Origin of the sequence: Vibrio sp. V42_P2S4T144 (assembly GCF_009904715.1) — a bacterium.
Taxonomy (GTDB): Bacteria; Pseudomonadota; Gammaproteobacteria; order Enterobacterales; family Vibrionaceae; genus Vibrio; species Vibrio alginolyticus.
This window is the reverse complement of the sequence record NZ_WXWS01000334.1, coordinates 1-11938: the sequence shown is the minus strand read 5'-3', so window position 1 is coordinate 11938 and position 11938 is coordinate 1. Positions and strand designations below refer to the sequence as shown.

General features: G+C 45.4%; 13 protein-coding genes. 5 read left to right on the top strand and 8 right to left on the bottom strand.

Annotation, left to right across the window (positions count from 1 at the left end; genetic code table 11):
- Positions 1 to 58: 58 nt before the first annotated feature.
- Positions 59 to 562 (bottom strand): DUF2850 domain-containing protein, encoded by a 504-nt coding sequence (locus CAG68_RS11690; RefSeq protein ID WP_053308095.1) that lies wholly within the window; start codon positions 560 to 562, stop codon positions 59 to 61.
- A gap of 329 nt (positions 563 to 891) precedes the next feature.
- On the opposite strand from CAG68_RS11690, the gene ppnP reads away from it, so the two are divergent.
- Together ppnP and CAG68_RS11680 are read left to right on the top strand one after the other, a co-directional pair.
- Positions 892 to 1176, top strand: a complete 285-nt coding sequence (gene ppnP, locus CAG68_RS11685) for a pyrimidine/purine nucleoside phosphorylase (protein WP_005383244.1) — start codon at positions 892 to 894, stop codon at positions 1174 to 1176.
- Positions 1177 to 1308: 132 nt separating this feature from the next.
- Positions 1309 to 1590 (top strand): hypothetical protein, encoded by a 282-nt coding sequence (locus CAG68_RS11680; RefSeq protein WP_005374405.1) that lies wholly within the window; start codon positions 1309 to 1311, stop codon positions 1588 to 1590.
- A gap of 3 nt (positions 1591 to 1593) precedes the next feature.
- Here CAG68_RS11680 and CAG68_RS11675 read toward each other — a convergent pair whose 3' ends face one another.
- Positions 1594 to 2742 carry a GGDEF domain-containing protein gene (locus CAG68_RS11675; RefSeq protein WP_053308037.1) on the bottom strand — a complete coding sequence of 383 codons (1149 nt, stop codon included), beginning with the start codon at positions 2740 to 2742 and terminating at the stop codon, positions 1594 to 1596.
- Between the two features lie 507 nt (positions 2743 to 3249).
- Between CAG68_RS11675 and CAG68_RS11670 the strand changes: the two genes are divergently transcribed.
- The gene (locus CAG68_RS11670; protein WP_025768746.1) at positions 3250 to 4590 is read left to right on the top strand and encodes an MATE family efflux transporter; all 1341 of its coding nucleotides are present in this window, start codon (positions 3250 to 3252) and stop codon (positions 4588 to 4590) included.
- A gap of 97 nt (positions 4591 to 4687) precedes the next feature.
- On the opposite strand, the gene CAG68_RS11665 is transcribed toward CAG68_RS11670, so the two are convergent.
- From CAG68_RS11665 to CAG68_RS11655, 3 genes are all read right to left on the bottom strand, one after another.
- Positions 4688 to 6367, bottom strand: a complete 1680-nt coding sequence (locus CAG68_RS11665; protein ID WP_161441170.1) for a pseudouridine synthase — start codon at positions 6365 to 6367, stop codon at positions 4688 to 4690.
- Between the two features lie 117 nt (positions 6368 to 6484).
- Positions 6485 to 7105 (bottom strand): DsbA family protein, encoded by a 621-nt coding sequence (locus tag CAG68_RS11660; protein WP_017633828.1) that lies wholly within the window; start codon positions 7103 to 7105, stop codon positions 6485 to 6487.
- A complete protein-coding gene (locus CAG68_RS11655) occupies positions 7099 to 7965 on the bottom strand; it encodes an MBL fold metallo-hydrolase (RefSeq protein ID WP_161441169.1) in 867 nt (288 codons plus the stop codon). The genes CAG68_RS11660 and CAG68_RS11655 overlap by 7 nt, the downstream gene beginning before the upstream one ends.
- Positions 7966 to 8091: 126 nt before the next feature.
- Between CAG68_RS11655 and CAG68_RS11650 the strand changes: the two genes are divergently transcribed.
- Both CAG68_RS11650 and CAG68_RS11645 read left to right on the top strand, forming a co-directional pair.
- Positions 8092 to 8979: a LysR family transcriptional regulator gene (locus CAG68_RS11650; RefSeq protein WP_054729168.1), complete on the top strand. Its 888-nt coding sequence runs from the start codon at positions 8092 to 8094 to the stop codon at positions 8977 to 8979.
- 94 nt (positions 8980 to 9073) lie between these two features.
- Positions 9074 to 9877 carry a Cof-type HAD-IIB family hydrolase gene (locus CAG68_RS11645; RefSeq protein WP_054729173.1) on the top strand — a complete coding sequence of 268 codons (804 nt, stop codon included), beginning with the start codon at positions 9074 to 9076 and terminating at the stop codon, positions 9875 to 9877.
- A gap of 93 nt (positions 9878 to 9970) precedes the next feature.
- Here CAG68_RS11645 and CAG68_RS11640 read toward each other — a convergent pair whose 3' ends face one another.
- From CAG68_RS11640 to CAG68_RS11630, 3 genes are all read right to left on the bottom strand, one after another.
- On the bottom strand, positions 9971 to 10360 hold the full coding sequence (locus CAG68_RS11640; RefSeq protein WP_017633832.1) for a hypothetical protein: 390 nt from the start codon (positions 10358 to 10360) through the stop codon (positions 9971 to 9973).
- Between the two features lie 24 nt (positions 10361 to 10384).
- On the bottom strand, positions 10385 to 11482 hold the full coding sequence (locus CAG68_RS11635) for a GGDEF domain-containing protein (RefSeq protein ID WP_053303994.1): 1098 nt from the start codon (positions 11480 to 11482) through the stop codon (positions 10385 to 10387).
- Between the two features lie 5 nt (positions 11483 to 11487).
- Positions 11488 to 11938: oxidoreductase (locus CAG68_RS11630; protein WP_237667873.1), on the bottom strand; the 451-nt coding region annotated here is incomplete at its 5' end.

Below are 11938 nucleotides of genomic sequence, written 5' to 3'. Positions count from 1 at the left end.
GGTTTTGTTTCATTGATATAGAAAGAGAATTGAAAGGAAAAATAGCCGTGAAGACGTATTAGTCACGGCTGAAGTGTTCACTCAACGCGGCACGACGTTTAGAGGCTGCGCCGGTTTCTGAGCCCTGAACGGTATGCTCAAATCCTTTACGAATGAATCGCTGATCTGGAATAAGAGGCTCAATACGGCGTATTTGAGGTGAAAGATGAGAGCCTGAGATCTGATACGCGGTCTTTCCTAATCCGGTATTCAACGTGATGACCTTGCCATCGAATTCAAATTCCGTCGTAATAAGTCGATGGTTTCGGTATACCCCATCTTCAGTGAAAACGAGACGTTCTGTTTGGTAGGGTGGCGCGCCAATCTCAATCCATTCGCCGTACACCTTTTCCGGATCAATGTGGTCTTGATAGGAGAGGTGGATTTGATAGCCAAAAAACGTCAACATACCCATCCCGAAGCAGACAAATGTACTCTTGAGGATTTTGGATTGGTGGCGAGCCAAAAATGAAAGTTTTGGTTCTTGTCGTGCTTTTCGCCTTCGGCGAGTCGAGTCCGTCATAGATCTAATTTTCTCCACTTTTTTAACATGGTGGAAACCTTCCTTTTTAAAAACAAACAATCCCGCCATTGAGACGACGAAACTATGATCTAATGTCCACTTTTACATTCAGATACACATCTTATTGATGGTTTTGTTGTTTGCTCACATTCATTACTTCGCAGGTTTTCTTGCTCGGTTTAGGTCGCCTGATTAATCCTCGCAAAAAAAAGGTTCTCGCTCAGTAGCAAAGGATGTGCGTTATTACGTTGAGTTTAATGGCTTTCAAAGCTTGAGTAACGGAAAGAAACAAGGTAAAAAAGAGCGGACTTTTGATAAGGAAACCAATAATGAATATTAAGGAAAATAGCTATTTTGCTGGTAGTGTAAAATCACTAGGCTTTAACCAAAAAGATCAGGATGTTAGCGTTGGTGTGATGCTTCCTGGTGAGTACACTTTTGGTACTCAAGCACCAGAGCGTATGACGGTTGTAAAAGGTGCGCTTGTGGTCAAGCGTGTTGGCGAGAGCGATTGGACGACTTATCAAAGTGGTGAGTTTTTTGAAGTGGAAGGTAATTCTTCATTTGAGCTTCAAGTGAAAGAAGCGACTGCGTATTTATGTGAGTACTTCTAGCGTTCATTTGTTGCTCGTCATAAAACCACCTTCGGGTGGTTTTTTCGTCTATGTGCTTCACTTATAACGCATCTTTTTGGTTATTTGGGTATATACTTAATAAAAATGTACCCATCGACCAGGGAGGAAGTGATGGCAGTACAACGCAAGCATTCTGATCTCCCTCCTCGTTACGAGGATAAAGATCTCACCAATGAGCAAAGACAGCGCTTTACCGAAGTTGCCAATGCCGCTCATAAGAGACGTGAATTTTATCGACGTGCTCTAGGAAAGAGCTTAATGGGAAAAATGAAGGGCCGTGCGTTTAAAGATCACCCCACTCGTCAGCAAGACAAGCCGAACAGAACGTTGCAAGTAGTGTGGTTAATCGTATTCCTCGTTGTGGGGCTTTGGGTGATGCATGTGTTCGCTTAGTCATTAGCAAGCTTCTGGTACCGCTGGTGCATCAGATGTTGACTGTTCTTCCGTATTGCAGTGCTCATAAAAGGCGTACTGGTTTTTACCAGTATGTTTAGCTGCGTACATTGCTTTATCTGCACATCGAGTCAATTCAGACAAATCCTTTGCATCTTGCTTATAGATAGCAGCACCTACACTCATCGTTAACTCGTTAATCATATCGTAGCTTCGGTAACCTGTCGGAAACAGATTTACGATCCGTTTTAGGATGCTGTCGAGGTCATCTTTACTTTTTACATCGTAAAGCATGATTACAAACTCGTCGCCCGCAAATCGAGCGATGGAGTAGTCGTGTTTATCTGTTTTTCTGTCTTTGTTGCGAATGTTATTTTTTAATCGAGTTGCGAAGGCTTGAAGTACTTGGTCACCAATATCGTGCCCGTAGGTGTCGTTGATGTGCTTGAAGTTATCGATATCGAGAAAGACCAATGCGGTGATGCTGTCATCAGATGAGTGCTTGATTTCATCGAGCTTTGCGCGCGCCCAAGTCTCAAAGCTCCAGCGATTGGCAAGCCCAGTGAGCTGGTCAAAATATGCTAACTCCTCAATCCCCTCACGATACAGTGTTTGAATGTAATTGAGGACTTTCGTGTAGTAATACGAGAACGTGTGACACACAAACGCGGTCGCTATCAGGGTCAGCATCAATCTCCGCTCTATGATTTCTGTGGCTGCTGGCAGTCGATCTAAAAAAGCGACCCCAAAAAAGATCAGTAAAATGTAGGTGCCACTGAACAACAGACCGACCTTAAACTCATTAATTAATACCAGAGTGGCGACAATAGGATATAGCCATAACATTTTGCCTGACGGAGCATCGTTATACAGAAGTAACAATAACCCTTCGAACATTAAGACAGCACTTAGCCATAAGTCGGCGTATTGATGGTGCCGCTGGACTTTTATTACATAACTGATTGCTAAGCATGCCAAGGCACACAAAGCATGGAAAAAGCTTAAGCCCCAGTTATTCTCAAGTGATTGAGCAATGGAACCATAAGTTAAACAGGCAGCGGCGATACTGGAGCATAAAAAGACAATTTTCTTTTTTCTTGTTGAGCGGATGTCCGCCATTTCTTCTAAGCGCGCCCCAGCCAATGTCGACATTACGTATCCTTGCTTAATTAACGTGTACGCTTATTCTAGGCGGTATTTTCGCGATAAATAGAACAACAAAGTTTCCAAATGTGATATCAGTCATTTTTAGTGCAAAGCCATCAGTGTGATTTGGTGCGAGTGTTCAAAGAGGAATGGTGGCGCATGCAGGTTTTCATGACGGTTCTTCATGGCTCTATATGGTTGGACTGATAACTCAAAGTAATGTATCTAGTTGGAGATATTTCTATTGATTATCCTGATTCTGTTCGGTGCTCGTTGATTGAGAGTATTGTTCACCAATCTCTGCTCTACGTATCGTCAAGGCATATGTCGTTTCGAAAATGCATTAGAAATATTTTTCCGAAACAGGGCGAAATATTGTTGTCGTTATGACCAATATGCGACTAGAATCCGCGCTAAATCACAACCTCATATCGAGCTTCGTTCGAGTCACTATTTTTAAACTGCTTCACAAATATTGTGAGGCAGTTTTTAGTTGTAGGAAAGGTTACAAGCATGCCTAAAAGCCAAAACATCAACCAACGAATGTCCATCGTGGCATTAGCTTGGCCAATTCTTGTCGAAATTTTGCTACGGACGGCTTTAGGAACCAGTGACGTGTTCATGCTGAGTGGCTACTCAGACAAAGCCGTATCCGCTGTTGGTGTGATCACGCAGATTACCTTCTTTTTAATCATCGTTTCGACGTTTGTCAGTAGCGGTACGGGGATTTTGATTGCCCAATACAATGGCGCTGGACGCGAGCAAGAGTCAGTGAGCGTTGGTGTTGCGAGTATTGCGCTGTCTGTGCTCGTCGGTGTGCTATTGAGTGTGATTGCCGTGCTTGGTGCGATATACCTACTCCCGTATTACGGCTTGGAAGCGCAAGTTGAGCAGTACGCTCATGAATATTTGCTGATAAGCGGTGCGATGACGTTTAACGTTACGATTGGCGTTGTTTTTACAACTATTCTGCGTAGTCATGGTTACTCACGTTCCCCAATGGTGGTGAATTTGATCTCGGGTGTGTTCAACATCATTGGTAACTATATTGCGCTTTACCAGCCATTCGGTTTACCTGTGTATGGTGTGCAAGGTGTAGCAATAGCAACCGTCGTCAGCCAAGTCATCGGTACGTTAATGTTATGGTTTATTCTCGCTCGCAGCAGCATTGAACTACCGATGTCGACCATGAAACAAGTGCCCGCAGAGATTTACAAAAAGATCTTAAAAATCGGCGGCATGAACGCGGGTGAAGTGCTGTCTTACAACGTGGCGCAAATCTGCATTGTGTATTTTGTGGTGCAAATGGGGACGGCATCGTTGGCGGCTTTCACTTATGCACAAAACATTGCCCGTTTCTCGTTTGCTTTCGCGTTGGCAATTGGTCAGGCAGCGCAAATTCAGACTGGTTACTACATCGGTAAAGGTTGGGTGAGCAGCATTTTAAAACGCGTACAAATCTACTTCTTAGTGGGATTTGTGGCATCAACGGCGGCAACCACACTGATTTACCTGTTTAGAGAAGAGATTCTGCGCGTATTTACCGATCAACCAGAGATACTCGCATTGGCAGGTTCGTTAGTCATGGGCTCAATTTTGCTCGAGGCCGGACGTGTGTTTAACCTGATTTTTATCGCGGGGCTCAAAGGCGCGGGTGACATCAAGTTCCCAGTGCAAATGGGGATTTTGAGTATGTGGGGACTAGGCGTGCTTTTCTCTTACATCTTTGGCATCCACTTGGGTTATGGCGTTTTAGGGGCTTGGATGGCAATCGCACTCGATGAATGGGTACGTGGTATCATCATGGCAAGACGTTGGCGCTCTCAGGTGTGGACCAAGTTTAAGGTGAGCTAACGGTTTTCGGTATTGCGCATCACGCCTATTCTGTTGTTAGAAACCAAAAAAGGCACTGTTAGTCAGTGCCTTTTTGTTATTTAAAATCGGGAAGACGTTAGAATTCGCACTCAGCTTGGAACACCATGCGCTCTTTGCTGTATGGATGATCCAGCTCTAGCATCTCAGCATGCAGGTGTAAGCGGTTGGCTTTTTCGCCGTATAAACCATCACCAACCATCGGCATGTTTAACCCCATGTGATGAGCACTGTGTACACGTAGTTGGTGAGTACGCCCGGTTTTCGGATACATGTATACCTTGCTGCGCCCATCTTTGACTTCAATCAGTTGCCAGTAGGTTTCTGCATGTTTCCCGTGTTCAAAACACACCAGTTGACGTGGGCGGTCGTCAGGGTCACCACGCATTGGCAGTGAGATTTCCCCTTCAGGCTCGTTTAATACGCCTTCGAGCATTGCCATATAACGTTTTTTTACGCCGCGAGCCATAAACTGTTTTTGCAGACTTTTGTTCGCGCGCTTGGTTAAGGCAAACACCAAAATGCCAGAGGTCGCCATGTCGAGGCGATGAATCACAAACGGCCCTTCCACATCAGGGTACATCGCTTGTAGGCGCGTATAAGCAGAGTCCTTGATAGTTTTACCAGGCACTGAAAGTAAGCCCGAGGGCTTGTTGACGACGACCATAGCGTCGTCTTGGTAGATTATCTCTAGTTCTTTGTCTTCTGCCCAATTCTCCGCCAATGGATTAGGTTCGACATCCAGCCCTTGCATCATATGGCCCAAAATCGGCTGACATTTGCTGTTGCACGATGGGTAGAATTTTTTGTGTTGGCGAACTTCAGACTTTGGCGACACACCCCACCAAAATTCTGCCAGCGCCAGCGGTTTGAATCCGTGTTTAAACGCGTATTGAAGCAGTTTTGGCGCAGCACATTCCCCCGCACCTGCCGGTGGGATTGGGTTTGTGGTGTCTGCAAAAATGTCCACCAAGTCGCGTGCTTCGCCATGGTTGTTTAGGAAGCGGTATTGTTTATGCAGTTTGTGCTGTAAAGCGTTGGAGAGCGTCTTGCGCTGCTCTTTCAGGTGAGCAAGTTGCTGCTCTAACTCGGCCAATCGTGCTTCTTTGGTTGCAAGCTTTTCATCCCACGCTTGCTTTAAGTATTTGAGAACATTTTTCTCGGCGACACTTTGCTTACCCAACTCATCCAACAAGATTTTGAGATCATCGGCATTGAGCGTTTGCTCGCCCTGTTGGCGCTGTCGTTTGCGTGCGGCGCGGCCATCAATCATCACTTGGCGCTGTGTTTGCTCCTCTTGCTGATAAGCGGCTCGGTCGGCTTGGATTTGCGCTTTAAGATCTGCCAATTCCGGATTCGCAGCACAGGTTTTGTACTCCGCATTGGCGGCGTTGATGGGATCCGTTTCTGCGCGGAAGAAGCCTTCATCGGTCAGCATGTCGTACACAGGAGGGACAAATCTTGGAATCAAGTTTTGGTCGGCAATTTTGCCAGAAAACGCACTTAAAAAGCCGAGCTCGCCTTGAGGGCTTTTTACCAGCAATACGCCAAACATTTTGCCTCGCCCCGTTTCTTCATTAACCAAACCAAAATCGTGTTCGAAGTCGGTTTGCGCTAATAAGTGCTGTTGCAATTGCTTTGCGGCCATAACGCAAAGAGGATGCGGCGTGTAGTAGAACGGAAACGTAAACTGCGTTGGCAATTCATAGCCAGAAATATCAGCAGTAAAACGAGTAAAACAATGTTCAGGCGAGTGCATGGTGGGTATCCGCGAGAGTAAAAAATCGAGCGAGGATTGTACCTGTTTGAGTCAAGATTGCCATGTCGGTGTTGGCACTCGCTCTTGGATTAAGAACAAGAGCGAGTGGGGAAGAGCTTATCGCAGTTTTTGTAATGCAAGCTTCCACTGTGCCGGTTTGTCGTAGTAGGCCGAGTGCGGCAAGGTCAAGTACTCGCCATTTACTTCTGCAATCAGGGTTGGATAACCACCAACGTGTAACTGTCGCATCAATTGTCGGCTAGAGCGAATTCTCTCATCTAGTTCGGCTTCGCTTAACGCCATGTTTTGCTCCCACGCATCACTTGCTAAACCTAGCGATTCTGCAATGGCTTTGAGCGTCGATGCTTCATTCACTTTTAACCCGAGCTGATAATGCGCAGATTGGATGGCCTTTAGCATGTGCCATGGATTCAGCCCCATTTTTTCCGCACTCAAGATCGCTTGTGTTGGTAGATAAGAATCAAGAACAAACGCATCTTCGCTTTTCACGCGTTGCAGATATGCTTCACCAAACGTCGCTCCGGTTTCGGTTGCAATACGAGCGTCACTGTTGATGATGTGCTGACGAAATTCAGGTTCAATCGCGCGTTTCTCAATCATACCGCCGGGATGAAGCTCTACCTTAAATTGAGAGGTGTCCATCAAGGCTTCGATGAGTGGTGATGCCCCGTAGCACCAACCACACATGGGATCGAAGAAGTAATGCACGGTTACCATGACATTTCACCAGTATGCACTTTCGCACCGATTTCTAGCGCGATTGGCAATTGAGCTTCTGGGTATTTCGCAGACATGGTGTCAATGAGTTGAACGCTGTTATTGCTGTGTTTTTTCGCTTGCTGAAAATCCTGCAAGTATTGTTGCGAGTAGCGAATGGTGTCTGCGTTCAGCTTTGTGCCTGCTTTCATGTGACCAGGAATGACCACTTGAGGTTTAAGCGCAAGCATCTCGCTAAGTTGCTGCTCCCAAGCATTGATGGCGGTTTGGTCTGCGGCATCTGCCATCCACAAATGTACGTTTGAGTACACGGCTACGTTACCTAGAATCGCTTTGTTATCTGGAATCCATAGGTAAGGGCGGTGTGCTGATGTGCCATGGTTACCACGGATTTCAATCTTATGACCTTCTAGCTCTAATGATGCTTTATCGTACGCGACAGGGATCACTGGTTTTACCGGTGCGTTTGCGCCAAGCTTTGGTCCCCAGTACGCCAGCTTTCCAGCCAATTTCTCTTTAATAATTTTTTGAACCGCAGGCGTTGTGATGATCTGCGCATCAGGGAACTGTTGGTGTAAGGCCTCTGCGCCAAAGTAGTAGTCTGGGTCCGCTTGGCTGATAAAAATGGTTTTAAGCGTTTTGCCTGAGTCCAGCACTTTAGCGGCAATGCGCATCGCGTCAGCTTTGGTGAAGCCAGTGTCGATAACCATGGCGTCAGTCTCACCGTATACCAAGGTTGAGTTTACGTGGAAGCTGTTACCGTCGGCGTTGTAAACCTCAAGAGTAAGGGGAGAGTGGTTTGCCGCTAGAACAGGGCTTGCCATTAAAATGGATGCAGCACTCAAAGTGAATTTTTTCATAATAAGCTCCTAAAGAATTTGGGGCCAAGCGACGATGGCTTGGGAACGGGAGCTATATTAGGAAATTGATACGCTCGGAAAAATACACAATAATGTGCATCACTATTTCTTATTTCGAGCAAATGTATGGATAGAGTAACGGCAGCAAAAGTATTTGTAGATGTGGTGTATTCTGGCAGTTTTACCGCGACCGCAGAACGGTTAGACATGTCTCGACCAATGGTAACTCGTTATGTAGAGGCGATGGAGAACTGGCTGCAAACTCGTTTATTACACCGCACCACGCGCAAGGTGTCCCTCACCACCGCAGGGGAGCGCAGCTTGCCTCAGATTGAGCGCTGGTTAAAACAGGCCGATACATTAACGTCGAACATTGCCGCTGATGGTGAGCTGTCCGGAAAAATCCGTCTTGCGTCTAGTACTTCATTTGGATTCTCACAGTTGATCCCCGTAGTAAACCGTTTTATGCAAAAGCACCCCAAAGTGCATATCGACATAGATCTGCAAGATTCAGTGAGTGATCTAACCGAACAACGTATCGATCTGGCGATCCGAATTGCGTCAGATCCCGATCCTTCTTTGATTGGTAAGCCGATTGCGGTATGCGAATCGGTGTTGGTAGCATCACCGCAATATTTGCAAACTCACCACGCGATCGCGCATCCGCGAGATTTATCTTCACACGACTGTTTGGGATACAAAAACTTTGAGCGTCACGTGTGGCATTTGTCTCAGGGCGACCAGTTCGAATCGGTGGGAATTGAGTGTCGCCTAACCAGCAATGAGGCCACGGCGTTATTGCATGGCGCTTTACAAGGCATGGGTATTTCGATGTTGCCAACTTACTTGAGCAATATCTATCTCAAATCGGGTCAGCTTGAGTCGGTGTTGCCGGATTGGAAGCCAAATGATCTCAACATTTACGCGCTGTATTCATCACGTAAACACTTGTCTCCTGCGGTGAGAGCTTTCATCGATCACAGTGAAGATTACTTTAAACAGCATCCTTGGTAATAGCGAAAGGCGTCGTCATCCCGACTTGAGATTCATACAAGATCCTGTACCTTACATGGATATATTTTCGCAGCGTCATTTAGAGTTTTAGTTAATGTCACAAGTTCGCATCAAATTTATTGCTTCCGATATGGATGGCACATTGCTTGACCAATACGGTCGTTTGGATCCGGAGTTTTTCGATCTGTTTTTGCAACTGGAAGAGCAAGGTATTTTGTTCTCCGCTGCGTCTGGTCGTCAGTATTACAGTCTGCGAGACACGTTCGCGCCAATCAAAGACAGACTGTTGTATGTGGCTGAAAACGGCACCTTAGTGATGTACCAAGACAAAGAGCTCTACAGTTGTACCATTCCTAAAGCGGAAGTGTTGGAGATTGTGAAAGCGGCTCGTGAGATTGACGGGGCGAACATCGTATTGTGTGGCAAGCGCTCGGCGTACATCGAAACGCATGATCAGCAATCGCTGGAAGAATTTCAAAAGTACTACCACCGCTGTGAATATGTGACGGATTTGCTTGAGGTCGAAGACGAGTTTATTAAGGTAGCAATTTGTCACTTTGACGGTTCGGAAGAGCTCCTGTTCCCGACCATGAACGCGAAGTTTGGCGCAACGCATAAAGTCGTAGTGAGCGCAAAAATTTGGCTGGATGTGATGAATGCCGAGGCGTCTAAAGGCGCGGCCATTCAGCACCTTCAAGAGACGATGAATTTTACTCCGGCAGAAACTATGACGTTTGGTGACTACCTCAATGACCTCGAAATGCTGCAAGTCAGTGAGCATTCGTACGCGGTTGCCAACGCGCACGAAGAGATTAAGAAAATTGCTCGTTATTCTGCGCCAAGCAACCAAGAGGCTGGGGTACTCAAAGTGATTAAAGAGAAAGTATTAGCGAAGTAACGCTCATTCTTTCGATGTTATTTTCTTCTTCACGTAAAAAGCCCCGCAGTGTATGCGGGGCTTTGTTTTTTTGGGGGGAGTAAGGTTCCCGTTTTAGCGTACGTACTTGGCGGTTGCACTGACTAAAAAGTGTTGCAATTTCCCGTCTGATTTTGGCACCCACAAGTCGTTATGATAATGGTAAATACGGCCATTGATGGTCACAGACAAGGTATTATCACCCGTTTGCTCCATGCGAATAAACTGATCCGAAGTGACCAAAAACGGCTCTTGCTCTTCAATGCTCTGGCCCGTTGCCAATACGAAGTAGCCGAATCGGTTGCCAGCATCCGGATCGGTTGAGTAGATTCGATGCCCAACTAGGCTGTAGTCGTCGTTGAGTGCCTGCTCAAGCGTTTTTTGCCCGATGGTTTCGTGCGATGGAATAAATACCCAAGCTAACACACCTGCCGCAATGACTGCCAGTAGAAGCAGTACTTGCATGAACTTTCTCATCATATATACCGTTTAACGTTGAAATTTCATTTTGTACATGCGCTTATCCGCTATGCTGATAAGAAAGTCAACATTGTCACTGTCTTTAGGGTATTGCGCTAAGCCCATGCTTGTTGAAAGTGTTGAGACTTTATCGGAGTTTAATATTTGTGCATCAAAGACGGTATTTATCTGCTCACGTACGTTCTCTTCATTGAGATGTTCACCTTCAAGGATAACCGCGAACTCATCTCCTCCCATGCGATAAACAGTAAAATCATTGAGTGTCATAGAATTAAGCCGCCTAGCGATTTCCCGCAGTACAGTGTCGCCAACTTGGTGTCCGTGTGTGTCGTTGACTTCTTTAAAACCATTTAAATCTAGAATCCAGAGAGAAAAGGGCCTTTTTTCTTGAGTAAATTTGTTTAGGGTAATGAATAGTGCATTGCGGTTCCCTAGGTTCGTTAAAGGGTCGCTGAGCGCCAATTTTCTATGAAAATGGGATTCACGATAAAAGAAATAAGTTAGAGATATAATCGACAAAACGAACGTCGCAAACAACATATATTGTGCTTGCATTAAGCGCTGGGTTTGACCTTTTTGTGCTTCATAAGCTTTACTGCTTAGACGGAAGTTTTGATTAACGAAGTCTATTAAGCCTAAATATAGTGTTTGAGTTGAACGATAAAATGCAGCAGCAGCTTGGCTGTCACCTGTTCTAGCTTCTACTAGTTGTTTTTCTAGCTCTTTGAACTCTTCAAAAAGATTAATGAAGTAAAGGTGCATGTTGTTCCGAGAAAAGAACTTATTGGCTTTCGTGCTACTGGTCAATAAGTCAAAGCGGCTCCACGCTAACTCGTATTGAAGCTCTGCACCATCAATATTCAATACGTTTTCATCTAACCGTCTGGCCTCGCCGACAAGTTCTGATAGTTCTTTGGAGAGTTGGAATAAAAACCAAGTCGCTTGTTTTTGTTCGTTATTAAAATTTTGTGAGAGTGAACGTGTTTGCTGTAAAAGCACGACATTCGCGAGGAGCAAAGAAACGGCAAACACCACCAGCAGCATTTTGCTGGTGGTAGAATATTGCAATATTCTTTGTTTCTTAGAATAGGGTTCTGATAACTTCATTCTTATTATTTTTCTTTTATTTCATTTACTTGCCATACCATTTGCGCATGATATTTATTGTAGTTTAGCTCTGGATAGAGATTGAGTGGATATATCACCCAGAAAGGGCCTTTATTCCTGACTTTTATGTAATTCTGATCTTGTTGATAAGCCAGTATTGGTTGATATCGAAGAATATCTTGTCGGGACAATGTCGAGTGATAGTCGTTTAAGCTGCTGATATCAACCTGCTCTGGTACCTTTCCGTAGACGTGTGTAAGAAGCGTGCTGAGTTTAACGCCTAAAAACTCTGACGAAGCAGGAAGCCAAGGCAATGTCATCGTGTAGCTAGTGGTAGGTAAAGCTTGGATCTCTTCCAGTTCCAGTATGACACTAGGCTGCTGGCTACTACTAAATACGATCGTATTTGCAGACAAGAATGGCGCAACAAAAAACAGACCTAGCGCGACTATCTTT